General features: G+C 51.8%; 19 protein-coding genes. 9 read left to right on the top strand and 10 right to left on the bottom strand.

What is annotated here, in order from left to right; all coding sequences use genetic code 11:
* Window positions 1–106 precede the first annotated feature (106 nt).
* Window positions 107–1,312: a pyridoxal phosphate-dependent aminotransferase gene (locus tag MKO97_RS04990; RefSeq protein WP_241104969.1), complete on the bottom strand. Its 1,206-nt coding sequence runs from the start codon at window positions 1,310–1,312 to the stop codon at window positions 107–109.
* 109 nt (window positions 1,313–1,421) lie between these two features.
* Between MKO97_RS04990 and rsmG the strand changes: the two genes are divergently transcribed.
* Window positions 1,422–2,048, top strand: coding sequence for a 16S rRNA (guanine(527)-N(7))-methyltransferase RsmG (rsmG, locus tag MKO97_RS04985; RefSeq protein WP_241104968.1), 627 nt, complete (start codon window positions 1,422–1,424; stop codon window positions 2,046–2,048).
* A gap of 28 nt (window positions 2,049–2,076) precedes the next feature.
* Here rsmG and clpX read toward each other — a convergent pair whose 3' ends face one another.
* The 6 genes from clpX to MKO97_RS04955 all read right to left on the bottom strand — a co-directional run bounded on the left by clpX (window position 2,077) and on the right by MKO97_RS04955 (window position 7,854).
* Window positions 2,077–3,309: an ATP-dependent Clp protease ATP-binding subunit ClpX gene (gene clpX, locus MKO97_RS04980; protein WP_241104967.1), complete on the bottom strand. Its 1,233-nt coding sequence runs from the start codon at window positions 3,307–3,309 to the stop codon at window positions 2,077–2,079.
* A 93-nt stretch (window positions 3,310–3,402) separates the two neighbouring features.
* Window positions 3,403–4,074, bottom strand: coding sequence for an ATP-dependent Clp endopeptidase proteolytic subunit ClpP (gene clpP / locus MKO97_RS04975; RefSeq protein WP_241104966.1), 672 nt, complete (start codon window positions 4,072–4,074; stop codon window positions 3,403–3,405).
* A 170-nt stretch (window positions 4,075–4,244) separates the two neighbouring features.
* A complete protein-coding gene (tig, locus tag MKO97_RS04970) occupies window positions 4,245–5,573 on the bottom strand; it encodes a trigger factor (RefSeq protein WP_241104965.1) in 1,329 nt (442 codons plus the stop codon).
* A 100-nt stretch (window positions 5,574–5,673) separates the two neighbouring features.
* Window positions 5,674–6,024 (bottom strand): phage holin family protein, encoded by a 351-nt coding sequence (locus MKO97_RS04965; protein ID WP_241104964.1) that lies wholly within the window; start codon window positions 6,022–6,024, stop codon window positions 5,674–5,676.
* 174 nt (window positions 6,025–6,198) lie between these two features.
* Window positions 6,199–6,966, bottom strand: coding sequence for an alpha/beta fold hydrolase (locus tag MKO97_RS04960; RefSeq protein WP_241104963.1), 768 nt, complete (start codon window positions 6,964–6,966; stop codon window positions 6,199–6,201).
* A gap of 171 nt (window positions 6,967–7,137) precedes the next feature.
* A complete protein-coding gene (locus MKO97_RS04955) occupies window positions 7,138–7,854 on the bottom strand; it encodes a pyridoxine 5'-phosphate synthase (RefSeq protein ID WP_241104962.1) in 717 nt (238 codons plus the stop codon).
* A 98-nt stretch (window positions 7,855–7,952) separates the two neighbouring features.
* Here MKO97_RS04955 and MKO97_RS04950 point away from each other — a divergent pair, with 98 nt between their 5' ends.
* The 8 genes from MKO97_RS04950 (at window position 7,953) to murI (ending at window position 16,566) form a co-directional block, all read left to right on the top strand.
* On the top strand, window positions 7,953–8,612 hold the full coding sequence (locus tag MKO97_RS04950) for a CBS domain-containing protein (protein WP_241104961.1): 660 nt from the start codon (window positions 7,953–7,955) through the stop codon (window positions 8,610–8,612).
* A gap of 217 nt (window positions 8,613–8,829) precedes the next feature.
* A complete protein-coding gene (locus MKO97_RS04945) occupies window positions 8,830–9,714 on the top strand; it encodes an NAD kinase (RefSeq protein WP_241104960.1) in 885 nt (294 codons plus the stop codon).
* A gap of 177 nt (window positions 9,715–9,891) precedes the next feature.
* The gene (locus MKO97_RS04940; protein ID WP_241104959.1) at window positions 9,892–10,575 is read left to right on the top strand and encodes a DUF6089 family protein; all 684 of its coding nucleotides are present in this window, start codon (window positions 9,892–9,894) and stop codon (window positions 10,573–10,575) included.
* Window positions 10,576–10,577: 2 nt separating this feature from the next.
* Window positions 10,578–11,318, top strand: coding sequence for an isoprenyl transferase (locus tag MKO97_RS04935; protein ID WP_241104958.1), 741 nt, complete (start codon window positions 10,578–10,580; stop codon window positions 11,316–11,318).
* Window positions 11,251–14,043, top strand: coding sequence for an outer membrane protein assembly factor (locus MKO97_RS04930; protein WP_241104957.1), 2,793 nt, complete (start codon window positions 11,251–11,253; stop codon window positions 14,041–14,043). The genes MKO97_RS04935 and MKO97_RS04930 overlap by 68 nt, the downstream gene beginning before the upstream one ends.
* A 21-nt stretch (window positions 14,044–14,064) precedes the next feature.
* Entirely contained in the window at window positions 14,065–15,168 is a 1,104-nt protein-coding gene (locus MKO97_RS04925; RefSeq protein WP_241104956.1) for an OmpH family outer membrane protein, read from the top strand.
* Window positions 15,169–15,217: 49 nt separating this feature from the next.
* Window positions 15,218–15,718, top strand: a complete 501-nt coding sequence (locus MKO97_RS04920) for an OmpH family outer membrane protein (RefSeq protein ID WP_241104955.1) — start codon at window positions 15,218–15,220, stop codon at window positions 15,716–15,718.
* A gap of 68 nt (window positions 15,719–15,786) precedes the next feature.
* A complete protein-coding gene (murI, locus tag MKO97_RS04915; protein WP_241104954.1) occupies window positions 15,787–16,566 on the top strand; it encodes a glutamate racemase in 780 nt (259 codons plus the stop codon).
* On the opposite strand, the gene MKO97_RS04910 is transcribed toward murI, so the two are convergent.
* From MKO97_RS04910 to MKO97_RS04900, 3 genes are read right to left on the bottom strand one after another with little or no spacing between them, the layout of a single operon-like run.
* Window positions 16,539–17,081, bottom strand: coding sequence for a gamma carbonic anhydrase family protein (locus MKO97_RS04910; protein WP_241104953.1), 543 nt, complete (start codon window positions 17,079–17,081; stop codon window positions 16,539–16,541). The genes murI and MKO97_RS04910 overlap by 28 nt on opposite strands.
* 53 nt (window positions 17,082–17,134) lie before the next feature.
* Window positions 17,135–18,130 carry a type IX secretion system membrane protein PorP/SprF gene (locus MKO97_RS04905; protein ID WP_241104952.1) on the bottom strand — a complete coding sequence of 332 codons (996 nt, stop codon included), beginning with the start codon at window positions 18,128–18,130 and terminating at the stop codon, window positions 17,135–17,137.
* 4 nt (window positions 18,131–18,134) lie between these two features.
* On the bottom strand, window positions 18,135–26,192 hold the full coding sequence (locus MKO97_RS04900) for a choice-of-anchor L domain-containing protein (RefSeq protein ID WP_241104951.1): 8,058 nt from the start codon (window positions 26,190–26,192) through the stop codon (window positions 18,135–18,137).
* Window positions 26,193–26,235: the final 43 nt, after the last annotated feature.

The following is a 26,235-nucleotide window of genomic DNA, read 5'->3' as shown; positions in this document are numbered from 1 at the left end:
GTGAGGGATCGGAGCGATTGTTTGAGCTCATGCCCGCAGCCTGCGGAGGGCATAGCGAGTGCGGAGAGCCCGACCCGCAGGGGCACGCCCACATTCTTTTACTTCCTTAGCTGACGGCTTCGCGGATGCGGCGCAGCGCCTCGACGAGCAATTCGTCGCTGGTGGCATAGGAAAGACGGATGCAGTTCGGGTTTCCGAAGGCATCGCCCGTTACGGTCGCGACGTTGGCCTCGGCAAGGAGGTACATTGAGAAGTCGTCGGCGTTGGCGATTTCTTTTCCGCGCAGTGTTTTACCGAAATAAAACGAGACGTCGGGGAAGACGTAGAACGCGCCTTCCGGGATGTTGCATTTGAAGCCGGGAATCTCCTGGATCAGGCCCGACACCAGGTCGCGACGGCGGTGGAAGGCGTCGACCATGCCTTTCAATACGACCGGATCGGCTTCTACTGCGGCGATGGTGGCGCGCTGCGCGATGGAATTGGCGCCGCTGGTCACCTGCCCCTGCATTTTGGTGCAGGCTTTCGCGATGAACTCGGGTGCACCGATGTAGCCGATACGCCAGCCTGTCATGGCGAAGGCTTTGGCCACGCCGTTTACGGTGATGGTGCGATCGAACATGCCGGGGATGGATGCGATGCTGCTGTAGGTACCGGTAAAGTTGATGTGTTCGTAGATTTCGTCGGATACGATGTAGATATCCGGGTGGTTTTCGAGAACGTTTGCCAATGCCACCAGTTCGTCGCGGCTGTAGACCGAACCGGACGGGTTGCAGGGCGACGAATACCACACCATCTTGGTTTTGGGCGTGATGGCCTGTTCGAGTTGCTGGGCGGTGATCTTGAAATCGGTTTCTACTGACGTAGGCACCTCAACCGGGATACCGCCTGCCATGCGGATGATTTCGTAGTAGCTCACCCAATAGGGCGCCGGAAGAATGACCTCGTCGCCGGGATTGATCATGGCCTGGGCCACGTTGTAAAGCGATTGCTTGGCGCCGGTGGAAACGACGATGTTCGCCGGTTTGTAGTCGAGATGATTATCGCGTTTGAATTTCCGGCAGATGGCCTCTTTCAGTTCGGCGTACCCATCAACGGGTGGATAGGTCGAATAGTTCTCGTCGATGGCCTTTTTGGCGGCCTCTTTGATGAAATCGGGCGTATTGAAATCCGGTTCCCCGAGGCTGAGGCTGATAATGTCTTTGCCCTGTGCCTTGAGCTCGCGGGCCAACGCCGCCATAGCGAGCGTCTGCGACGTCTGGAGCTCGTTGATACGATCGGATAACGGATTCTTTGTAGTGGTTGCTGTTGTCATTTTGTTGTAGTTACGTCCGCGCCAAAGTTACAACTTTATGCCCGCGGAAACCAGTGCAAAAACGGCAAAAAACGGCGGCTATTTCTGTACTTTTGTGAAAAATAAAGGAATGGAGCGCCTCCTTCACTACTTCCCCGACCTGACCCCGTTGCAGCGCGAACAATTCGCCCAACTCGGCCCCTTGTATGCCGACTGGAATGCGAAAATCAATGTGATTTCACGCAAAGATATTGAGGAGCTGTATACGCGGCACGTGCTGCATTCGATGGCAATTGCCCGTGTGCAATCCTTCCTTCCGGGCAGCGCAGTGTTAGACGTAGGGACGGGTGGTGGTTTCCCGGGAATCCCGCTGGCAATCCTTTTTCCGGAGACCCGTTTTCACCTGATCGACGTCATCGGGAAAAAGATACGCGTGGTGCAGGCCGTGGCCGATGCGTTGGGTTTGCAGAACATAAAAGCGGAACAATTGCGGGCCGAGAACGTGACCGCGTCGTATGACTTCATCGTGAGCCGTGCGGTGACGAATATGCCCGATTTTGTGGCGTGGGTGCGTGGTAAGGTAAAGAAAGACAGCCGGCACGCGTTACCCAACGGCATCCTGTATTTGAAAGGCGGCGATCTTTCAGCAGAATTGCGGGATTTTCCGAAAGCGGTGGAATACCCGATTCCCGGGTTTTTCGAAGAGGATTTTTTTGAGACGAAGAAAGTGGTTTATCTTCCCCTGAAATACAAATAAAAAACCCGGCATAACCGGGTTCTTTTTTTTATGAGGCAATCTCAAGTCGCTTCAGCAGGTTTTTGTCGAGCGTTTCCTTCGCGTACTTAACATCGATGTCGAGTGTTTTCTCGTCGGTGCCCGGTAGGTCGTACATCGCATCGGTGAGGATGGCCTCGCAGAGAGAACGGAGTCCACGAGCGCCGAGTTTGTACTCAAGTGCTTTGTCTACGATAAAGTCGAGTGCATCGGGTGTGATGGAAAACTGGATGCCGTCCATTGAGAACAATTTCTCGTATTGTTTCAGCAACGCGTTCTTCGGTTCGGTCAGGATGGCACGCAGTGCCTCGCGGTCGAGTGGATCCATGTGCGTAAGGACGGGCAGTCGGCCGATGATTTCAGGGATGAGTCCGAAATCACGTACGTCACGCGGCGTGATATACTGCAACAGGTTGTCTTTATCGATATGGTCGTTGCTACGCGACGTCGCATATCCCACCGCCTGACGGTTCAGTCGTTTGGAGATGATGCGGTCGATGCCATCGAAAGCGCCGCCTGCGATGAAAAGGATGTTTTGGGTATTCACCTCTACGAACTTCTGGTCGGGGTGCTTTCGTCCGCCTTTTGGTGGTACGTTCACGACAGTTCCTTCAAGCAGTTTCAGCATCGCCTGCTGTACGCCTTCGCCTGATACATCACGGGTGATGGATGGGTTGTCGCTTTTGCGGGCAATTTTGTCGATTTCGTCGATGAAGACGATACCCCGCTCGGCCTTGGCAACGTCATAGTCGGCCGCCTGTAGCAGGCGCGTGAGGATGCTTTCGACATCTTCGCCCACGTATCCGGCTTCGGTGAGCACGGTGGCATCGACAATCGCCAAAGGCACGTCGAGCATGCGGGCGATGGTCTTGGCGACGAGCGTTTTCCCTGTGCCGGTTTGCCCGACCATCAGGATGTTGCTCTTTTCGATTTCGACGTCGTCGGCAGACGGTGCCTGCGTCAGTCGTTTGTAGTGGTTGTAAACCGCTACCGAAAGTACTTTTTTCGTTTGCTCCTGTCCGATCACATACTGATCAAGGAACGTACGGATTTCCTTGGGCTTTCGCAGCACCAGGTCGCCGTTGGTTTTTGTCCCGCCGCGGGACTTCAGTTCTTCAATGACAATGCCATGCGCCTGCTCGATGCAGGAGTCGCAGATATGGGCATTGATACCCGCGATGAGCAGGTTGGTTTCAGGCTTTTTCCTTCCGCAGAACGAACATTCCAATACTTCTTTCGCCATTCTTTTTCAGTTGAGGGTTCCGGGTTGAGGGTTCTAATTGGGGAGCGAGTGTTATAAAAACGTTCCTTGTAAACCGTTGACCAGAACCTGGATTTATCGTCTCAGGACTTCGTCGATCATGCCGTATTCTTTGGCTTCATCGGCTTTCATCCAGTAATCGCGCTCACTGTCGGCGTGTACTTTGTCGTACGACTGACCCGAGTGTTGGGCGATGATTTTGTATAGTTCTTCTTTCAGTTTCAGCATTTCGCGCAGGTTGATTTCCATATCGGTAGCCACGCCCTGTGCGCCTCCTGATGGCTGGTGGATCATGACGCGTGAATGCGGCAATGCCGAGCGTTTGCCCGCTGCCCCCGCACAAAGCAATACGGCACCCATAGAGGCGGCCATACCCGTACAGATAGTGGCGACATCCGGACGGACGTACTGCATGGTGTCATAAATGCCAAGACCCGCGTAGACGCTTCCGCCTGGTGAATTGATGTAGATCTGCACGTCTTTTGACGCGTCGACGCTCTCGAGGAAGAGCAACTGCGCCTGGATGATGTTGGCGATCTGGTCGTCGACACCGGTGCCGAGGAAGATGATGCGGTCCATCATGAGGCGCGAGAACACGTCCATGGCGGTCATGTTCATCTGACGCTCCTCAATGATATACGGCGTCATATTGGTGGGCGTCATCGCCGCGGTAATTTTGTCAAAGTAAAGAGAGTTGACACCGTGGTGTTTTACGGCGTACTTCCTGAATTCTTTTCCGTAGTTCATGTGGGTAAGAGTTAAATGATCGGTAAAAGGTTGCTTCGATTCTTTGTTTTTTTTCACGAAGTCCCCGCAAGTCCTCAAAAAGCATTCCATCCGAAACGGACTGACAAGGCGACAGCAATTAAAAAAAAGAGCGCCCGGGACGCGGACGCTCAAAGATAGCTATTTTCCGATTAGTGCTCGCCGTAGGTAGCCGCTACGAACTGGTCGTAGGTGACTTCTTTTACTTTGGCATCGACCTTTTCGATGTAGAGGTTGAGCATTTTCTCACCCATCACCTGATCAGACAGGCGGCGTACTTCCTCCTGGTTGGAGAGCACACGCGCCACGATTCCGTCGACATCTTCGTCGGATGGATTCATTTGTCCGAACTGCGCCATCTGACGACGAATAACGGCAGCAGTGTGCGACTTCAGATCGTCGAATGTGAGTTGCAGGTTGTGTTGTGCCATGATACGGCCTTCGATCAATTGATAACGGAGTCCTTTTTCAGATCGTGAAAATTCTTCTTCTGCCTGGGCGGCCGTGAGCGGCTGTTCGCCTGCCTGCTGCAACCACTTCTTGAGGAAGTCGCCCGGAAGGTCAAAAGTCGTGTTAGCGACCAATGCTTCGGTCACATCGTTCAGGAACTTCTGGTTCGATTGTGATTCGAACTGGTTTTCAGCGTCCGCTTTGATACGCGCTTTGATATCGTCGACGGAAGAGGCGTTCCCTTCCCCGAACAATTTGTCGAAGAACTCCTGATCCAGTTCAGCCGGCTCTGTATGCGTAATCGACTCAATGGTGAAATCGACGTTGATGTCGAGTCCGTGCACATCGTCGTGGCTTACTTTCAGGTATTCCATCAACTGGTGGTCATCCGGAAACAGCCCTTTGGTATTCAGCGTGACTACGTCGCCTACTTTTTTCCCGATGAACGCTTTCGCGGTGTTTTTGTCTTTGAAAACGTCGAGGGTGAAGCGTGCCTGGTTTTCGATTCCTTTTTCAGTGTTGGTAAACGTACCTGACAGGTCGTCATCAGCGCCTACCTCCTCTTTTTGGCTCATTTTGCCGTATTGCTTACGGATGCGCAGCACCTGCTCGTCGAGCATTTTGTCGTCGGCGGTGATTTTATAGCGAACGACACCTTTAGCGGCACCGAGGTCAACGTTGAATTCAGGAGACAATCCCAATTCGAAGTCGAATGAATACGTTTCGTCTTCCCATGTGAAGTTCTCGTTGAATTTCGGAAGTGGATTGCCGAGGATATCGAGTTTTTCTTCGGTCAGGTATTTGTTCAGGTTCTCCTGGAGCAGTTTGTTAACTTCCTCTGCCAGGACGGCCTTTCCGTATTGCTTTTTCACCAGGCTCATCGGGACGGCACCTTTACGGAAGCCCGGAATACTGGCGTTTTTAACATAACTCTTCAACACTTTTTCAACCTGTGGCTCGTAATCTGCCTTCTCCAATTCAATGGTAACCACGGCGTTCAAAGCGTCGATATGGGTACGGGTGATATTCATCTGTCTGTATTTTAGCGTCTTATTTTCGGAGCGCAAAAGTACAACATTTTTTCGAGCGTCGCACCATTCGACTACATATTACGCAGGCGCGAGGTGGGTGCTATTTGTCGTTCTTCTTGATCAGCTTCTCCACCAGGTATTGGAAAACCGACAGCATCAGGCTGAACAGCAGGGCCGACGTCCAACCGTTTACATGGAAGGCGGGGCCGACGATTTCGGCTGTCAGCATGACCATCGCGGCGTTGATGATCAACAGGAATAGTCCGAGTGTCACCACCGTTACGGGTAATGTCAGTATGACCAGTATCGGCTTTACGATCGAGTTAAGAAAGGCCAATACCAGGGCGACGATGATGGCTGTTTTGGAATCGCGGACCTCAACCAGGTGGAAGAAATGCCCGATGACCATGATGAAGACGGCAGTGAGGAGAAGTTTGAGCAGGAAACGCATAGATACAAAACTTGATTTCGATGCTAATGTAGCGAATTTGACATAACCGCTGCGGGCGAATTTTCGAGTGGGCGTGCGGTTTAGACCTCAAAGGTTTTGAAAACCTTTGAGGTCTAAAGGTAGCGCCTCCGGGGGTAGCGGGGGTACGGGAAAACCGTAAAAAAAGTTAAATATTTACTTCAGAAAACGGATGCAGGCTTCGTAGAAGTCTCTGGGGTTCTCTGCATGCAGCCAGTGTCCGGCGTTGGCGATGGTGACGATTTGGGAATCCGGGAAATGATGCCCGATATCGGCCACATCCTGTTCGGAGATGTAGCGCGAATTGGCCCCTTTCAGGAAAAGTGTCGGCCCCTGGAACGTAGCGTCGTCAGGAAGCGCCTGTCCGATGTTGTCGATTTTTTCGTTGAAAACGGGCAGGTTGAACCGCCAGCCGAGTTGTCCGGGTTCGACCCAATACAGGCTTTTCATAATGAACTGCCGGGTACCAAAATCGGGAATATGGGGTTCAATCATGGCCTCGGCCTGTGCGCGATCGGGTTTTTGGGAAAAATCGACGGCGTTAAGTCCGGCCATGATGTCCTGGTGGTGCGGCCGGTAATACCGCGGGGCGATGTCGGCCACGACGAGCCTGCCGATGCGATCGGGATGGGTGGTTGCCAAAAACATGGCCAACTTCCCTCCCATTGAATGGCCGATGATGTCGAACTGGGCCAGGGAGTGGGCGTCGGCATAGGCCAGCACATCCTGCACCATGGCGTCAAAGGTAAATTCATCGGAATGGAAACTGCGACCGTGGTTGCGCAAATCAAGGGCATGCACCTGAAAACCGTCGGCGGCGAAGCGTTGGGCGAGTGATTTCCAGTTGTCGGACATGCCGAGGTAGCCGTGCAGGATGAGGAGCGGACGGCCGGTGCCTTCTATTTTCGAATGGAGGAGGTTCATAGCGTGTGATTGTTTAGTAGTAAGAGTAGCTGCGCCTACTGTGAACCGCCGCGTTAGGGATAGGAGCGGCAGCCTTTGCGACCCGCTTCGCGGAGCAAAGCTACAGCGGATAGCCCGACCCGAGGCGGTGGGGAGTTCCGGCTCGGAGGGTCTTCCGCCGAGGGGAACGCCCTACCCTTTCAAACGTTGCAGGTACATATTTACGGTGTTGTCGAGGCCGAAATAGAGTGCTTCCGAAATCAGTGCGTGGCCGATCGACACCTCGAGCAGGCCGGGGATATGCTGTTTGAAATACTGCACATTGTCGAGACTCAGGTCGTGACCAGCGTTGAGTCCGAGCCCGACGCGCTGCGCCGCATGGGCTGCTTCTACATACGGCCGGATGCCTTCGCGGTTGCCCAGACCAAACTGATGGGCGTAGGATTCCGTATATAGTTCTACGCGATCGGTGCCGGTTTCCGCCGCTCCTTCCACCTGATCGGGGTCGGGGTCGACGAAAATCGAGACACGGATGCCATTTCGTTTGAATTCGGCGACCATTTCGCTGAGAAAGGCGCGGTGTTTGCGGGTATCCCAACCGGCGTTCGAGGTGATGGCCCCGGGCGGATCGGGTACAAGCGTGACCTGGTCGGGACGCACTTCGAGTACGAGGTCGATGAACTTTTTGTCCGGATTGCCTTCGATATTGAATTCGGTGGACACAACCTTCTTAAGGTCGCGCGCATCCTGATAACGGATGTGTCGCTCATCGGGCCGCGGATGGACGGTGATGCCCTGGGCACCGAACCGCTCGATATCGGCGGCGACCTTCAAAAGGTCGGGCACATTGCCTCCGCGGGCGTTCCGCAGGGTGGCGATTTTGTTGATATTGACACTAAGTTTTGTCATAATGGCGTTTAATTGCGTGACGGCGGCACAAATTTACGAAGGAAACGACGGCCCGTTGCGCCAAAATTGGTTATTTTGCAATGCATAAAGTACGAACCATGAGTGAAATTACGGATTTCATCAACCGCGATTTCCGCCCGATCGACAGCCGTGAGACGGTGGGCAGCATGCAGGATTTTTTTGCTGAAGTCGAATTTTCCCACTTCCCGGTAACGGAAGAAGGCGTGTATATCGGCAGTTTGGCCAGTGAAGACGTCGAAACCTTTGACCTGACGAAAACGGCGGGCGACTACCGTTTTGCATTGGAGGGTTTCTTCGCCCGTACGAACATGACGTGGTTTGACGTGATGGAAGTATTTGCACGCAACGAAACCAATGTCACGCCGGTGCTCGACGACAAGAACCAATATGTCGGCTATTATGAACTGGCGGAAGTCATTCGCTTCTTCAACGAAACGCCGTTTTTGAAAGAACCGGGCGGTATCATCATCGTGGAAAAACCGCTGGTCGACTTCTCAATGGCGCAGGTGGTGCAGATCGTGGAGGGCAACAATGGCCGACTGCTCGGCTGTTTCGTTTCGAAAGCGACCGTAGACACCGTGCAGGCGACGGTGAAAACCGGTGCCGGAAGCATCAACGAGATCATCCAGACGTTCCGTCGTTATGATTATGAGGTGATTTCGCACCATGACGAAGACAATTACCTGAACAATTTGCGGGAGCGGTCGGATTATTTGGATCGGTACCTGAATATTTAATTAGCGAATGAGATGATGAGCGAATTAGCGAATGATGGAGGGGAGCGCAGTAGGAAGGGCATCCATCCTCTCAAAAAAACCGCAGCCGCTCTATCCAGCCACAACGCGCGTCATTCGTCACAAATGCGACATGGGGTGATTTTCCAAAACGCGGACAGGGTCTATCCGGACGTGCTTCCATTCGCTAATTTCCCCATTCGCTAATCCGCTAATTACCATGAAAGTCGCCATCTACGGTCAATACTACCAAAACTCTACCGAACCGATCATACGGGATATCTTCCTGTTCTTCAATGGCAATGGGGTGGAAATGGTGATAGAGGCGCAGTTCCTGCAATTGCTATACGAGAAAGAACTTGTTCGGAAACCGTATCGGACCTTTACGTCGCATGCCGAATTGGACGAATCGTTTGATTTGCTGATTAGCATCGGCGGCGATGGCACCATCCTGAGGGCGGCGGCTTTGGTGCGGGATTCGAGGATTCCGATACTGGGCGTAAATGCGGGTCGCCTGGGCTTCCTCGCGTCGGTGCAAAAAGACAACATTGCGGAATTCCTGCAGTATGTGGTCGACCGGAATTATACGATTTCAGAGCGCTCGGTGCTAGAGGTACACTCCGAACCGGCCAACCAGGGACTGACCGACATCAATTTCGCCCTGAACGAGGTGTCGGTAAGCCGGAAAGACACGACTTCGATGATTACGATCGAAACGTGGCTGAATGGGGAGTTCCTGAACGCGTATTGGGCAGACGGACTCATCCTGGCCACACCGACGGGCTCTACGGGCTACTCGCTAAGTTGCGGTGGGCCGATCCTGACGCCGGAAACGCAAAGCCTGGTGATTACGCCGATTGCGCCGCATAATCTCAATGCGCGGCCTTTGGTGATTCCAGACAACGTCGAAGTGCGGTTTCGGGTGAGCGGCCGTGAGGAACAGTACCTGGTGTCACTCGACTCGCGTATTACGACCGTTACGAATGAGTCGGTATTGACCGTGCGCAAAGCCGGCTTCACCATCCGGATGGCCGAAATTCCGGGTGAGACTTTCCTGAAGACCCTGCGAAAAAAACTGCTGTGGGGCGAAGACCGTCGCAATTGACGAAGGCTGACACCTATATTATATAGGTTCCCAAAATACGATTCCCTGTTATATCGCGTTTTAGGAAGTGTTGTCAGGGGCGCCTGCCCTCGGTTTGCCACTTAATTCAGGTGTTTTAACGAAGCGGGCACTTACTACACATCTTAATTGTTATATTTGCACGCTATTTTGAATCCTATGGGAAGGATCCTCAGGGCCTTTATTTTGTTGTTGGTTACTTCCGGACTTCATGCGCAGATTTATGAAGTGGGGCTTTTCGTGGGCGGTTCGAACGTCATCAGCGATGTGGGCGCCACGAATTACATCAAGCCCAATGATCTCGCGTTCGGCGGTATTTTCAAATGGAATAAAAGTCCGAGACATTCCTGGAGGGCCTCATTCATCCACGCCGAAGTGAGTGCGGACGACGCCGATTCGGATGCACCCAACCGGAACCAGCGCGGCTATAAGTTCTCGAACACGGTCGACGAATTCTCGGCGGGGCTTGAGTTCGATTTCTTTGATTTCGACACCCACGCCCTGCGCCAGCAGTTTACGCCGTATGTGTATAGCGGACTGAGCTACTTCCGTTACAGCTCGCTCTACATAGAGAATGGCCGTACGGAAAGCGATGGGAAACGGAATGTGATGGCACTGCCGATGGTTTTGGGCGTTAAGTCGAACATCACGCACCACCTCGTGCTAGGCTTTGAAGTGGGTGCGCGTTTCACGTTCGTTGACGACCTGGACGGCAGTAACCCGGAGAACGAGGACTACGCAGGATTCAAATTTGGCAATTATAAGAATAAAGATTGGTATGTATTCACCGGTTTTACGCTGACCTATACGTTCGGCAACAACCCGTGTTTCTGCCCCCAGTAAGCATGCAGCTGCCCGACACTATAGACAAAGACAACCTTCCCCAGCATATTGCCATCATTATGGACGGCAATGGCCGTTGGGCCAAACAACGCGGCATGCTCCGTACGCTCGGTCACGAGCACGGTACCAAATCGGTACGAACCACAATCGAAACCTGCGGTCGTATCGGTATCAAAAACCTTACCCTTTACGCCTTCTCGACCGAAAACTGGAACCGCCCCAAAGCGGAAGTCGATGTCTTGATGAAACTTCTGATCTCTTCGCTTCGAAAAGAATACAAGAGCTTCATGGAAAATGAGATCCGGTTGGAGACCATCGGAAACCTTGAACGGCTTCCGAAACGCGTTCGGACCGAACTGGAAGAGGTTGTGGAGAAATTGAAAAACAACACTAAAATGACCGTCACCGTAGCCCTTAGTTATGGCTCAAGGGAAGAGTTGGCGCGGGCTGCGAGGGAGATTGCTTTCAAAGTTAAAAATAATATAATTGAGGTAGACGCTGTTGATGAATCAATTATTAATCAGCATCTTTACACGCGAAATTTACCGGACGTAGACCTGGTGATACGCACGAGCGGCGAGCATCGGATCAGTAATTTCCTGTTGTGGCAGATTGCCTATGCGGAGTTTTACTTTACGGATGTCTTGTGGCCGGATTTTACAGAACATGATTTATATGCCGCTATTGTCAGTTATCAGAAAAGAGAACGCAGATTCGGGAAAACAAGTGAACAAATACAATAAAACAGCACCTATTCTGAGGATGGCGCTGTTCATTGCGTTCCTCCTTTTCGGAAACACACTTCGGGTCAACGCCCAGGAGCGGTTGCCGTTCGACCAGGGTTCTTCCTATATATTAGCCGATGTCAACGTGACCGGGAAAGTATCCTTCAGCAAACAGGCCATCGTAACGGTGTCCGGTCTGCAAAAGGGCAAATCGATTACCGTCCCCGGAGAGGAAATCGCCAATGCGGTGAAGAAACTCGGAAATCTCGGGCTCTTCAGTGACATTGATTTCTATGTCAACAAAATTGAAGGCGACAGCATCTGGCTTGAACTGAATATGTATGAGCTCCCTAAACTGAACGATGTCAAGATTACCGGCGTCCGTAAAAACAAAGCGGAAGAACTGATCAAAGAAGCCGAGCTGACGAAGGGTAAGGTGGTAAACGAGAACTTCATTACGACGACCAAGAACTACTTCGAAAACAAATACAAGAAAGACGGCTTTTACAATGCAAAAGTCGCAATCAACAATACCGTTGCGGACAGCACGGGGAATGTGAATATGGTGGTCCGCATCGACCGTGGGCAGAAAATCAAGATTTCCCACATTGAGTTCGAAGGAAATAAGCAACTTTCGGATGGAAAGCTCCGGAAGGCGATGAAAAACACCAAGCAAATCAACCCAATCCGGATTTTCAAACGCTCGAAATTTATACGCGAAAAATACCAGGAAGACCTTGAAACGCTCATTTCGAAGTATGGCGAAAAAGGCTACCGCGATGCACGGGTGGTGAGTGATACCGTGTCGTTTGACAAAGACCGAAACCGCCTCGCCATTAAAATCAACGTAGAGGAAGGTAACAAATACTACTTCGGAAACATTAAGTTCCTCGGAAATTCGGTGTATTCGGATGAAGTATTGAACCGTATCCTGGGCATCAAAAAAGGCGACACCTATAATAGTGTACTCCTCCAGAAGAAAATCGCGGACAAATCCGACCCGGATGCCAACGACATCACCAACTTATACCAGAACAGCGGTTATCTGTTCTCTCAGGTAAATGCAGTAGAAACACGCACCTATAATGACACTATCGATTTCGAAATCCGTGTGATGGAAGGACCGGTCGCGTATTTCAATAAAATCACGGTAGTGGGTAACGACAAGACGAATGACAAGGTCATTTACCGCGAATTGTATACCAAACCGGGACAGAAATACAGTAAGGAAGACCTCGTTCGCTCCATACGTGAAATCGGTGCATTGGGCTTCTTCGATCCGGAAGCGATTGAGCCGAAGTTCAAAAATGTGGATGCTGCTGCGGGAACCGTAGATATTGAGTACAATGTTGTCGAGAAAGGATCCAGCCAGATTGAACTACAGGGCGGCTATGGCGGCGGCGGTTTCATCGGAACATTGGGCCTTTCGTTCAACAACTTTGCAATGAAAGACATCTTCAAGAAAGACGCCTATAAGCCCCTACCGATGGGAGACGGGCAGAAGGTATCGCTTCGTCTTCAGGGAAGCAGCTTCTTCCAAACCTACAGCCTTTCGTTTTCAGAGCCATGGTTCGGAGGACGCAAGCCGGTTAGTTTCAGCACGTCACTTGCTTATAGTAAGCAATACCTGAACGCCTATTCTTCGACATCCGGCTTCACCAATCGTGTGAACCGCGACCGCAGTTTCAGCATTATCTCACTGAACGTGGGTATTGCGAAGAAACTGACGGCACCGGATAACTACTTTATTCTGTCACAGGGATTGAACTTTCAATACTACAACCAGGATAACTACCAGGTATTCAGTTTCGATGGCTCGTCGCGTAACTTCGCTTACATTGTCAGCCTTACGCGAAACAGTAAAGCCATCAACCCGATCTTCCCTACGAGAGGCTCCGAGTTTAGTGTATCCGCCAAGTTTACGCCTCCGTACTCGCTGTTCAATGGCGTGGATTATAAAAACCTCGGCAACCAGCGCGAATACAAACTACAGGCGTATGAGGTGACCAAAGCCGGAGGTACTGTAACGACCGAAGGTGGTGGGAATGTGAACGAAACCGACTATGTCAAGATCGTCCGCGACAACAACAACTCCGTCACCTATGAATCCGTCGGAAGTGACTATGCAAGTGCAAGTGCAAGTGACGCGAAACTCGAGCAAAAGAAATTCAATTGGCTTGAATACTACAAAATTAAGTTCAAGGCCGATTGGTATACACAGATTTTTGGTAAATTCGTTTTCCGTTCATTGGGTGAGTTCGGATTCCTGGGTGCCTATGACAATAATCGCGGCCTGGTTCCGTTTGAACGATTCTACCTCGGTGGTGACGGACTTGCGAATTTTACGCAGGACGGTCGGGAAACGATACAGCTGAGAGGATATCCGAACCAGTCGTTGACGCCATTCATCACCGACCGTACGAGTTCCAATTACGGGGCGCAACAGGGGGCGACGATTTACAACAAGTTTTCGTTCGAACTCCGCTACCCGTTAACCCTGAAGCAGTCGGCGTCGATTTACGCGTTGACCTTCGCAGAGGCAGGTGCAGGTTACAATACGTTCGGTGAGTACAATCCGTTTGTATTGCAGCGATCAGCCGGATTCGGGCTACGGGTATTCATGCCTGCGTTCGGTCTGTTGGGTATCGATTTCGGATACGGCTTCGATGCCGCGCCGAACCTGACGAACAACACACGACCTAATGGTTGGGAAACGCATTTCATCATCGGACAACAGTTCTGATGACGGACTTAAAAAAATAGTATGAACAGACATCTTTTCGCTCTTTTGTTTCTGCTGGCGATGGCCGTTCCCGGGAAGGCTCAATCAGCGCGTGGTATACGGGTCGGCTATATCGACATGAATTATATTCTTCAAAATGTCTCCGACTACGCTGAAGCCCTCAACCAACTCGAACAAAAGGCACAAAAATGGAAACAGGAGGCCGACACCAAGAAGAATGAAATTGCGCGGCTGAAAGATGTGCTGAAAACAGAACGTCCCCTACTTACAAAAGAACTTATCGAGGAACGCGAAGAAGAAATAACCTTTCTTGAAACGGAGCTTGCCGATTTCCAACAAAAGAAATTTGGCCCTACAGGCGAACTGGTATCACAAAAAGCGGTACTCGTACAACCGATACAAGATCAGGTATTCAACGCCGTGCAGGACATCGCAGAAGCACGTAAATACGATTTCATCTTCGATAAATCGTCTGACCTAACTATGCTTTTCGCTGCGAAACGATTTGACATCAGTGACCAGGTCATCCGTGTTTTGAACCGCGCGGCCAATCGCAGCCAAAAGAGCAAAAAGGAGCTTAAGGAAGACCAGATTCGCGAGTATAACGAAGACCTCAAAGACGCCAATCCTAATCAGGAAGAACGCCAAAAACAACTGGAAGAGCGCAAAGCCGCCCGTGAAAAACAGGTAGCTGACCGCAAGGCCGCAGCTGAAGCCAAACGAGCGGAAACCCTTGCAAAACGTCAACAGGCTGTTGACGAGCGGAATGCGGCACGAAAAGCGGCGACCACCGGCAAACCTAGCGCTACAACGTCAAAAGATAGTACAACCACGAAAACAGACCCGGCAGCCCGTAAAGAGGCAGCAGCGGAGGCCCGTACCTCGTTGGCGGAAAAACAAGCCGCCAAACGCGACTCCATTGCCCAGGCCCGAAAAGCAGCGCAACAGGCCGCCCTTGACAAGCGTAACAAAACACTGGAGGAACGCAAGAAAGCCCTCGAAGAAAGAAAAGCAAAAGCAGACGCCGATAAAAAGGCGAAACAAGAGAAAACGGACGCCAAGAAAGAAGATGACCCCGCTGCTAAGCCGGAAGAATCGGACGCACCGGCCACTCCGAAACCGTAACACACAAAAATCAAAAACGCTAAATTTAATTTACCTTAATCTTCAAATGATGAAACAATTGAAAACGTTCCTGATCGCCGCCGTTGCTTTCCTTGGTGGAAGCCAGATGGTTCAAGCTCAGGCAAAGTGCGCACACATCGACGTACAGGAAATTATGTCAAAGATGCCTGCTGTACTGGAAGCCCAAAACCAACTGAAGAAACTAAGCGAAACGTATGACGCTGATTTCAAGACGATGGTAACAGAGTACCAGACCAAAATCGAAAAGTACGAGCGCGAAGCGACAACCGTAGGCGATAAAGTAAACGAGGACCGTCGTAAGGAAGTAGATGATATGGAAAAACGTATCAACGACTTCCGTCAAAACGCAGCGAAAGAACTTCAAACCAAAGAGTCGGACCTGATGAAACCGATTGAGGAAAAAGTGAAGGCTTCAATCGCGAAAGTAGGCAAAGCAAAAGGATTCCAGTACGTGTTCAATGCGGCCGGCCTGCTATTAGCTGATGGTCCGGATATCACTGCTGACGTAAAGAAAGACCTCGGATTCTAATTCGGAAACGCAATAGTATCTACAAACCCGGACCTTTACGTCCGGGTTCTTTTTTTACCTTTGCCACAATGGCGAACGAGCAACCCATAGGCGTTTTTGATTCAGGTGTCGGCGGCACCAGTATTTGGCGGGAAATTCACCGCCTGCTGCCGCATGAGAACACCATTTACCTTGCCGATAGCGCCAATGCCCCCTACGGTCAGCGAAGCAAAAACGAGATCGTGGCGTTGAGTAAGAAAAATACCGACCTACTCATCAGTTTGGGTTGCAAAATCGTTGTCGTGGCTTGCAACACAGCCACAACCAATGCAATTCGCGAGTTGCGGGCTAGCTATGATATTCCTTTCATCGGTATTGAACCCGCGATCAAACCCGCCGCCCATAATTCAGAAACACAGACCATCGGCATACTCGCCACTAAAGGGACACTCAATAGCGAGTTGTTCAATAAAGCGGTCGAAAGCTATCACGACGTACGCATTATTGAACAGGTGGGCCACGGACTTGTGCAACTCATTGAAAGCGGTGAAATGGAATCCGACGAGATGACCCAACTGCTTCACTCCTATCTCGATCCGATGGTAGCGGAAGGAATCGACTATCTGGTATTAGGCTGTAGCCACTATCCGTACCTGATTCCGCAAATCCGGAACATCCTCCCGGAGCACGTAAAAATCATTGATTCGGGCGAAGCGGTAGCACGGCAGACCCGAAACGTCTTAAAAGACCGGAATTCCTTAAATAACACTTCCGCGGTTCCCTACAACCGTTTCTACACGAATGCCGATCCTGAGGTGCTTCGGGGTATCATTGGAAACGGTTATTCCGTGGAACGCCGCTCGTTCTGATCGTCTTCGCGGAACCAACCGCTATACATCACGTAATTGTTGGAAATACGCGCGATTTCACCGGAAAATTCCGATTCGTTGATGTCTTTCACTTTGCGGGCTGGAACGCCAGCGTAAATGGAACCCGACTCCACAACCGTATGCTGTGTCACGACAGCACCTGCCGCGATGATGGAGTTACTGTTCACGACACAACCGTCCATGATGATTGCTCCCATACCCACCAATACGTTGTCATGTAACGTACAGCCGTGTACGATGGCATTGTGGCCTATAGAGACGTTATTCCCTATCTCCGTGGGATGTTTCTGATAGGTGCAGTGGATCACCGCGCCATCCTGTATGTTGACTTTATTACCGATACGGATGTGGTGCACATCGCCCCGTACCACAGCATTGAACCAAACACTGCAGGAGTCGCCGAAAACGACATCGCCTACAATCGTCGCATTCTCCGCAACAAAACAATCCGCCGGAATAACCGGGCTCTTTCCATTGACTTCGCGTATAATCATAAGAATAAAAAAAGTCCCGATGTTGGTCGGGACTTATAGTATTTGCGTTTGTACTAGTTGATGGCAGGACAGTTACAGTCATACTTCTCACGCTTACAGAACAGGTTCATACCAAGTGTGATTTGGTGGAAGCCTCCCTGATCAAATTTCACATCTCCCATGATGTGTGAATAGGTATAGGAAACCATATACTGCCTGAAGTTGAGACCTACGATAGGAGTAAGCCACTGTAAGCGCTGTGTCTTTACATTTCCTTGGCTGTCGGAATACTCAGCGGCGTCAAACGCACGACGATACGATAGACCCCCCCATAGCTTGCCAAATTCCAAATCCTTATAGGCTTTCACGTTCAGGTCGATGGTTTTCTCTTTGGTCTGGTCGACGTACTGGAACATGAAAGAAGGCTCCCATTGGATGCGATCGGTATCGCCGAACACATATCCGGCGCTCCATATCCACTTACGACGGTTATCAGACTCATAGTCCGTATAGTAATCAGGACGATTACCCAAAGCATTCTTTACAGTCAAGTGCGTATACAAATCAAGGTAGAAGTACGACGCCCCAATGTCAACGTTAAAGTACGAATCCTTCTGTACGATGCCTCCGATGATCGGATCCGGATCGGTGAAATCTGTTTCGTCGAGCTGGCTTTGCACGATTCCGGCGCTGATACCGAATGACAATTGGTTCAAATCGACTTCGCTACGTGAAAACATCAGGTGATGCGCATATGTCAATTTAAAACCTCTTTGTGAGTGGTAACCGTTGCGGTCGTTGAAGAGGATAATACCCCCACCAGATTGTTCCCCAAGGCGCCCATTGAAACTCGCCGTCTGAAGAGCAGGTGCATCTTCCTGACCAAACCATTGCTGCCGCGCAGTAAGACGAAGTTTGGCACAGTTGGCCGCACCGGCCATAGACGGGTGGATGAGGTAATAGTTATCAGACAAGTAGTCGGAATAAACGGCGATTCCTTCCTGAGAAAACGAAAGCTGGGTAAAGAAAATTGAAAATAAACCTACTAGGTACCTCTTCCTAAAATTCATTGGGTTAACGTTTTAATGTAAAATGCGCACGGAACTCCTTATTGAGCCCGGTTTCCTCATATTTTACCACGAACCAATAATCGTCGGCAGGCATGGGGTTACCGTTGAATGTACCATCCCAACCCGTGCCGGTAGGGTACAATTGCTTCAGGAATTTTCCGGAACGGTCAAATATATAAATTTTTGCATTAGGTTGACCACTAAGCACCGGAATATTCCACGTATCGTGGATGCCGTCGCCATTCGGGGTGAAATACTTCGGATAATCTACCAGATACACCGCATACTCTACCTGTCCACAAGACTTCAGGTCGCGGGCATATACCGTATGACTGCCCGTTTGGGCATAGCCCAATACGTTGCTGACACCCGTGAAGGTATTGCTTGTCTGCCACGGACCGTCATCCAGGCGGTATTCGTAGTCCCCTACAGGGTCAACCGTCACCACAATCGAAGCCGTATCGGCGAAGTAACCCGTAGTCACATCCGCCGCCGTGATCGAAGTCGGAGCCGTCGAGGACACAACCGGAGCCGTAGCAGCCGAAGTACAATTCGTCGTATTATTGGTTATTTCCACACGATACTGGCCCGCACTGTCGGGCGTGTAACCCGATCCGGTAGCCCCTGCAATCGGATTGCCTTCAAAATACCACTGGAAGCTATAAATAGCCGGGTCAAGCCCTGTTTCAAACGCATCGTGTACACCCAACAGATTACCCGCCGCGTCAAAACAGAGGTAGGTATCCTGTGGAAGGTCCACATCCGGGATCCGGTCAACCTTCACAATAGCCGTGGTGTTCGGAAGTCCGGCTAGTGGAGCCGAACAATACGGCTCACTGCCCGTAATCACACTCACCAGCGTGTACTCAGTCGTGGCATCCAGTTGGCCCGTAGCCAGGATGGCCTGCCCGCCCGGACTCAATACAATGGTCTGAGGTGCTCCCCCGTTGATCGTATAGGTCACCACCGCATTCGGGGTGCCGCTAAAGACCACATCAGCACTTTGTCCTTCACAGATTTCAGGCTCGTTGCCATTAGCTATCGTTGCCTGCGGAGCTGGGTAAACCAGAACAATGGCCTCTGAGAAAATCAGTGGGCACGTCGGGCTGGTGACCTCCACGCGGTAAATACCCGCATCGGTCACATCCACATCGGCGGCGGCTATGGTAAGATCAGGGGTGTGGACGTTCAGGTCCACTCCGTCTTTATACCAGCTATAGGTCAGGGCATCGCCTGAAGCCTGTGAGCTAAGCAGGATAGCCTCTCCAACACACAGGTTCAGATCACCTGGCTCTACTGTCCAGGCAGGGCCCTGGTTCACGGTGATAGTGGCCGGTGTCGAATCAACCGGGCTACATTCACCCAGGGTGTTGCTCACCCGAACGAAGTAGTTCCCCGATTGGTTCACCTGGGCGCCGGTCACACTGTAGCTGGTCGAGGTAGCCCCCGCAATCGGGTTGCCATCCGGACCATACCACTGGTAGCCAAGGTTCTCGCCTGTGGCGGTGACCGACAGGGTAAAGTTCTCGCCCGTACACATCGGCGCAGGGGATAACGGTTGCACCGTAATGCGTGGCTTCTGCTCGATGTTCAGCGTAACGGTTGTACTGGTAACACCCGGACTTGGTAAACACGGGTTGGTGACTTCTACATAATACGTGCCTTCATCGGCCATCGTACCGGCAACGGTAAGGAAGTTATCCGGACCGCTCTTGACAAGTGCCGCAGGACTGCCGTGGTACCAGTTGAAGTTCAACAGCGACTCAGTAGCCGCTACGGTAAAGGTATAGCCTTCGTCTTCGCAGATGGTCGCGCCCACCGGTTGGGTGGTGATCTGCGGAAGGGCATTGATGGTAAGGGTCGTCGATTGCGATACCGGCGTACAGCCTGCGGCTCCACTCACCGTAACGGTATAGGTACCCGCATTGGCCGGGGTGATCGAAGCGATGGTCAGTGTCGCGGTGTTGCCCACCACCAGGTTGGCAGCATTGCGCCATTCATACGATAGGTTATCTCCGGTGGCGTTTACCGTGATGCTATAGTTCGATCCTTCACACAGCACCGTATTGGCTGCAAGGCTCGTGATGGCCGGAGCATCGGTCACATCCAAAAAGGCATTGGCCGAAAGCGGTGAAGGCGCGCAGGTACCGCTTACCTCAACGTAGTAATTGCCTTCCTGGGCCAGGGTGATGTTGGTCAGGGTCAGCGTCGCGTTATTGGCGCCGGTGATCAGTCCGGATGGACCGTACCACTGATACCCCACTCCCGCTCCTGTTCCCGCAGCGGTAAAGGTCACCGTGCTGCCTTCGCAGGCTGCCTGTGTGGCCGGGGCCGGATCCTGTGTAACGGCTGGAAGGGCATTGACCGTGAAGTTCAACTGTTGGTTCAGGGTTTGCGTACAGGCCGGTGTGGTGGCACTCACCACACTGTTCAGGGTGAAGGTGCCGTTGGCCGTCATCGGATACGGTGAGGTATACTGATACGTACCGCCTGCTGTTAGGGTAATCGTATTGGAGGTGCCGTTGCTATCGGTGAAAGTCACCTGCGCGTTCGGCGTGCCGGTGAAGTCGATCACCGCCGCTTGCTGCGCACAGATGGTCGTAGTAGCCGTAAAGCTCGCCGTTGGCAATGGCAATACCGAAGCAGAAGCCGTGGCAGAGAGCGGCGTGGTGCAGCTACCCGACACGATGCTGTTAAGCGTTATAGTTACCCCAGCCGTAATTGGACCGGTCGTAACCGGGGCCGTACCTGCTCCGTCGAGGGTCACGGAACCTCCCGCGGCACCCAGCGTATAATTTACAACACCATTCGGTGTGCCCGTAACGGTAAAAGTAGCCGTATCACCTGAGCAGACAGCCGTCGGCGGCGCCGCTACCGTCGCTGTCGGAGGCGTTGTCGTGATGGTGACCGTCACCGTGCCAGGGGTATAATCCGTGGCGCAGACCGGCGTCGTAGTCGATTCAGCACGTGTCAGTTCGTATACCATGCCTGTCGAAGGCACTGCAAGGGTCGTGAATGACCCAACACCCGTGGCGTCGAGCGTGACCGAAATAGGCGTCGTGGTGCCTTGTTCATACACCGTAACCACCGCATTTGGCGTGCCCATTACCGATACACTAGGAGTATCACCCAAACAGGCCGGGAAGGTCGAAACGGCAAAAGCAGCCGTCGGGATTTCGTAGACGGAAACCGTCACGCTGGCAGTTGCACAGTCGAGTCCGTTTCGCGTTTTGACCACGGTATACGTGTAATCACCCGGCGTAAGTGGTAAGGCCACACCTGTTGGATTCTGTACAGCCGACGTAAAGCTTGGGCCCGTCCATGCGTAGGTTGTGTCAGGCTCCGTCCCTGAGGCAAACAAATCAACGGAACCACCCACACAGACCGCCGGAGCACTTGATGTCGCAGTGGTAGCACAGGTCAGGTCAAACTCGATGGTCGTCGTCGTTACATACGGACAGGCAGTAGGTGACGCCACAATCTCGTATGTAATGGTATAACTCGGTTCATAAGTACTAGTTGCAGGCGTAATAACACCTGTCACCGGGTCGATGTCGAGTGTCGCGGGGCTGGCAGAAAAAGTCCCCCCCGGCGTAAGGCCGGCAAGTGTTGGCGTGATAGTAGTAGTGTTATAGAAGTTGAACGGCCCTCCCGGATACGAGAAGGTACCTCCCGGAATTTCCGCATCCAACACAACCGGATACACGTCGATACAACCCGTCACGTTGTTGTAAGCAGAAGCCCAGATGGTATAAGGCAACGTAGGAGGTTCGTATGTCGTAATGTTTGTGATATAATTAGGCGCTGCAAACTGCGCGTCGGTTTGACCCACATAATAATGGATGTCGTAGGTCCCCGGTGTCGCACCATTTGCAATAAGCGTGTCCTGGTCAATATTGAAAATATACGGTGCGGCAGCCTGACAGAGTAAGATATCGTTTGGCGCATTCGTTGGAGGAATGGTCGGATCGGTAAAGTCTTTGATCTCGGCACGATAGGTTTGCGAGCAGGATGAGGTCCCGAAGGTGATCGTGACATAGTACTCCCCCGGTTCCGCATATTGTATATCATATGTCGTATCGGGAAGATTCTCTACTACCCCGTCGACGACGCGGGTCCACGCATAGGTGGCTCCGGGAATAGGCGCAGTCCCCGCCTTAAGTGTAAACTGCAGGCCGCTTCCACCACAAATAGTGGCGCCGCCGGCTGTAAGCGAATCTTCGATACCGGTGATAGGGTCGGTGAAGCGAAAATCCGGATTACCGATATTGAAACTACCTCCTTCAATGAAAACCCCGATATCGAAAGCCTGGTCATTATAATCCGAAACGACCAGTTTGATGGTGTAAGGGTCTCCAGGCGTAACCTCCGAAAACGCGGTCATCTTAACGGTGCGCCCGCGGAAATTAATATCGGCATTGGGCTGATCTGCTTCGTAATATTCGCCGAAAAATTGCGGGTTTGCACTAGCACAATTACTCGGAGCTACGTTGTAGGCCGCATCACGTATCGTATTAACGGAAATGGGTGGATTACCCGCGACCGGCACTACCGCGAGGTTTTTCTTCTCCCCCGTGTTCAGGTTGGTCAGTACAAATCCGAAAACGTCAAAATACTGGCACTGCCAGAACCCATATTCATTAGACGCGAATACGAAATTAAAGCTGAACTCATTAGTGTACGGAATGAACTTAAACTGGATGTAGGAGTGGTCAGCCGAAACACCCGACAGGCCCATATCCCCGATAATCCAGTCGACGTCAGGGTCACCTTGACCCGTAGCGGTGGTACTCACCGTCCCATTTATAGGCCCAGCAGCCTGCACTGCCTGTCCCGACCGGATCACCACACCATCTTTCAAAGGGAAGTCCGAGTTGTTCCGATTAAAGTAGCCCCACCCAATGTTAGAGGCAAGCGTATTGGTAGATGTGACTACATTGGAAAAATTCGCGCAGGGCGAAGCGATCAATACGTCTCGAACAAGGTCATATGTTGGTCTGGTCGTATCAACAGTCACAAACTTCGAACGGGGTGTGTCTATGTCCGTACAAGTAGTACAACCCGGATTCGGGTCCGGAGTCGAACTCGTCACCGTCACGGTATTGGTAAGGTTCGGTGATGGTGTTTGGGTAGACCAGTTGAGCGGGATTTGAACAGAAACTTTAACAAAAACGGAAGCCCCCACTGCCAATGTCGGTATCGTTAGCGTCATATTACCTGTTCCCGTCACGCCCGTTGAGGAAATCCAGGTCATATTTGCGGCATTTGTAATACCAGCTGGCACCAGATCCGTCATCACCACATTCGTAGCATCACTCGGGCCTGCATTGTAAAGGGTAATCGTGTAAACGACAGTCGAATTGAAAAGATACTGCGATTGATTATCGGTTTTTACTGTTTGCAAATCGGCAAACGGCGTAGCTGTATCTGAATCCGAACACTGTGCACAACCCGGGTTAGGGTCTGGCTGGTCGGCCAAAACAGAAATATCATGGATCAACGTCGCGCCCGTATAGTTACTCGGAACCGCAACTGCTACCGTATACGTGACGGTTTCGCCCACACCAAGTGAAGGTATCGTAGTCGTCAACGCACCCGAACCAGAAGCCGTGGGTCCACTCCAGGATACCTGGGAAGGAGAAATCCCAACGGGCACGTTACCCTGAACGGAAACATTCGTCGCTGTCTGCGGACCGTAATTCGTGACGGTAACAGTATACGTACGGGTTTGGCCCGCTATAAAATTCGCCGTGTTGTCGCTGTTCACTACGACGATGTCAGCACCTCCGTCCGGAACATCCTTATCAGCTGCCGCATTGTTAGCCGTATTCGAATCGGTTGTAACCGGTGTAATCGTACCAGCCACCACAAGATCGCCCGTGAAACCGGAAGGCACCTGCACGGTCACGGTGTAGATTACAGAGGCACCTGGTGCTAAAGTGGCAATAGTGTTGCTGAGCGCCGTATTCGTTCCACTTTGGCTATTGCCGGTCCATGAAAACGACGTGATACCGGCTGGAATCGGCACATTCACCTGTACGCCTGTCGCCGCGATTGGCCCCGCGTTGGAGACCGTTACGGTATAAACACGCGTACCAGGTGCCGTATACGTGGTTTGGTTATCGGCTATTGTGAGCGCCACATCGGCAGTAGTGCCGGCACCCGCCTGTGTATCTGTGTCTGCAATATTTTGGTTATTGGCCGGGTTCGGATCCCCGGTCGGACTCGACACGTTTGCCGTGCTCGTAAGGTTTCCGGTAAAAGCGAGAGGCACATCAAAAGTGACCGTGAACGTGACACTCGTGCCGGCATTCAAAGTCACGATAATGCTGCTGAGGGCGGTGTTGGTGCCATTTTGGGAATTGCCGCTCCAGCTAAAGTTCGTAACGCCAGCCGGAATAGGATTAGTTACCAAAACGTTAGATGCGTTCTGAGGCCCTTTGTTAGTAACCGTAATTGTATAGGTCACTCCCGTTTGCCCGGGCGTATACGTCGTTTGGCCGTTGGTATTGGTAACGATAATATCAGCCCCGACAGTGACCTGCGCATCCGTATCGGTTGCCTTATTGTTGGCGGGTGCAGGATCGAATTCATGGGCGTTCGCAGTAGCGGTGCTCGAAAGCGAGCCGGTAAAGCCTGCGGGCACCTGCACGGTTATCGTGTAGGTAACGCTTTGGTTAACAGCTAACGAAGCAATGAGGTCGTTCAGCGTTCCCGTCCCGCTTGTGCCATTTGAACCCGTCCAGTTAAAAGAGGTGATACCCGCCGGAACGGCATTGATGACACGAACGTCGGTCGCAGGGTTCGGACCATTGTTGGTAACCGTTACCGTGTACGTTAAGGGTTGACCGGGAAAGTACGCGTTTTGGTTATCGGTGTTCGTCACGGCTATATTTGCCTGCGACGAGATAATCACGCTATCTGTATCCGTACATGACGTACATCCCGGAGTGGTATCCGGCGTCGTGCTGGTCACATTCAGTTGCGCTATTATATTGGCATAGAAATCATTGGCTGTAATAGCTGTAAGGGTGTACGTAACAGTCGCGCCGGGCGCCAGCGTAGCAAGGGTAGCCGACAGGGCACCTGAGCCGCTTGACCCGTCCGTTCCGGTCCAGGTCATAGACGTCACCCCAAGAGGAAGGGGTAACGACACAACGACGTTATCTGCCTGAAAATCGCCTTGGTTCGACACCGTCACGACATACGTATTTGTATCTCCGGGCGTAAAGTTTGTCTTATTGTCCGTTACACTGTATGTTAGGTTCGTTCCCCGCAAATCGGTATCGATACAGCCGCTGCAGGTGGGCACCGGGTCTACGTAGTAGCTCGAGGCCGACGCCTGCGTAACCAACGGGCCGGTAAAGTCGGGGGGGATCGTAAAACTCACGTTAAACACATAAGAAGCGCCTTCATTGAGTTGACCCGGCACCACGGTGTTGATACCCGAGTTACTCCCGCCCGAACCGTTGGGCCCAGTCCATGTGAAATTCTGCACATTCGCCGGTATCGGATACACCACCTGCACGTTGGTCGTGGTGTAAGGACCTGCATTCAGAATCGTAACCGTGTAATTGACCGTAGTTCCAGGCGTGTAAAAAGATTGCCCATTGGTATTGGTTACCACCAGATCGGCCCCCACATATCGACTATCAGTATCCGTAGCTGTGTTGTTGGACGGATTGGGATCGGATACGGCGCTGGAAGCCGAAACAGTACTGATAATGTTACCCAGGAAGGACACACTGGCCTTCATCGTGATGAGATACGTGACGGTTCCACCCGAGGCAAGCGTAGCAATAGTTTGGTTCAACGCGTCATCCGCATCGAAAGTACCATTTGGACCCGTCCAGGAATATTCATCGATGCCGGCCGGAATCCCGCCCGTTATCGTGATATTTGTTGCAACGGACGGTCCCGTATTCCGAACCGTAAGGACATACGTATTGGTGCCTCCCGGTTCGTAATAATCCGTAAAATCAGAGTAGGTGACCTGTATATCGGCCTGAGAATACGAATGGAAACCGATAAAAAAGGCAAGGATTAGTAAAATTCTTTTCATAGTCGCTTTTTTTCAGGCGCGCGAGCGCAGCAAATGCTAACGT

The sequence above is a fragment of the Flavobacterium sp. HJ-32-4 genome (assembly GCF_022532105.1).
Classification (GTDB): domain Bacteria; phylum Bacteroidota; class Bacteroidia; order Flavobacteriales; family Flavobacteriaceae; genus Flavobacterium.
This window is presented reverse-complemented; position numbering and strand designations above follow the sequence as displayed.

Bases quoted from the DNA above. Each gene is read 5' to 3' on its own strand.
- MKO97_RS04960 (WP_241104963.1), bottom strand. From the start codon at position 6,966: ATGAACCTCCTCCATTCGAAAATAGAAGGCACCGGCCGTCCGCTCCTC.
- MKO97_RS04965 (WP_241104964.1), bottom strand. From the start codon at position 6,024: ATGCGTTTCCTGCTCAAACTTCTCCTCACTGCCGTCTTCATCATGGTC.
- MKO97_RS04930 (WP_241104957.1), top strand. From the start codon at position 11,251: ATGCCGCTATTGTCAGTTATCAGAAAAGAGAACGCAGATTCGGGAAAA.
- MKO97_RS04925 (WP_241104956.1), top strand. From the start codon at position 14,065: ATGAACAGACATCTTTTCGCTCTTTTGTTTCTGCTGGCGATGGCCGTT.
- clpP (WP_241104966.1), bottom strand. From the start codon at position 4,074: ATGAACTACGGAAAAGAATTCAGGAAGTACGCCGTAAAACACCACGGT.
- MKO97_RS04990 (WP_241104969.1), bottom strand. From the start codon at position 1,312: ATGACAACAGCAACCACTACAAAGAATCCGTTATCCGATCGTATCAAC.
- MKO97_RS04950 (WP_241104961.1), top strand. From the start codon at position 7,953: ATGAGTGAAATTACGGATTTCATCAACCGCGATTTCCGCCCGATCGAC.
- MKO97_RS04935 (WP_241104958.1), top strand. From the start codon at position 10,578: ATGCAGCTGCCCGACACTATAGACAAAGACAACCTTCCCCAGCATATT.
- MKO97_RS04955 (WP_241104962.1), bottom strand. From the start codon at position 7,854: ATGACAAAACTTAGTGTCAATATCAACAAAATCGCCACCCTGCGGAAC.
- MKO97_RS04905 (WP_241104952.1), bottom strand. From the start codon at position 18,130: ATGAATTTTAGGAAGAGGTACCTAGTAGGTTTATTTTCAATTTTCTTT.
- rsmG (WP_241104968.1), top strand. From the start codon at position 1,422: ATGGAGCGCCTCCTTCACTACTTCCCCGACCTGACCCCGTTGCAGCGC.
- MKO97_RS04910 (WP_241104953.1), bottom strand. From the start codon at position 17,081: ATGATTATACGCGAAGTCAATGGAAAGAGCCCGGTTATTCCGGCGGAT.
- tig (WP_241104965.1), bottom strand. From the start codon at position 5,573: ATGAATATCACCCGTACCCATATCGACGCTTTGAACGCCGTGGTTACC.
- MKO97_RS04900 (WP_241104951.1), bottom strand. From the start codon at position 26,192: ATGAAAAGAATTTTACTAATCCTTGCCTTTTTTATCGGTTTCCATTCG.
- MKO97_RS04945 (WP_241104960.1), top strand. From the start codon at position 8,830: ATGAAAGTCGCCATCTACGGTCAATACTACCAAAACTCTACCGAACCG.
- MKO97_RS04920 (WP_241104955.1), top strand. From the start codon at position 15,218: ATGAAACAATTGAAAACGTTCCTGATCGCCGCCGTTGCTTTCCTTGGT.
- MKO97_RS04940 (WP_241104959.1), top strand. From the start codon at position 9,892: ATGGGAAGGATCCTCAGGGCCTTTATTTTGTTGTTGGTTACTTCCGGA.
- clpX (WP_241104967.1), bottom strand. From the start codon at position 3,309: ATGGCGAAAGAAGTATTGGAATGTTCGTTCTGCGGAAGGAAAAAGCCT.
- murI (WP_241104954.1), top strand. From the start codon at position 15,787: ATGGCGAACGAGCAACCCATAGGCGTTTTTGATTCAGGTGTCGGCGGC.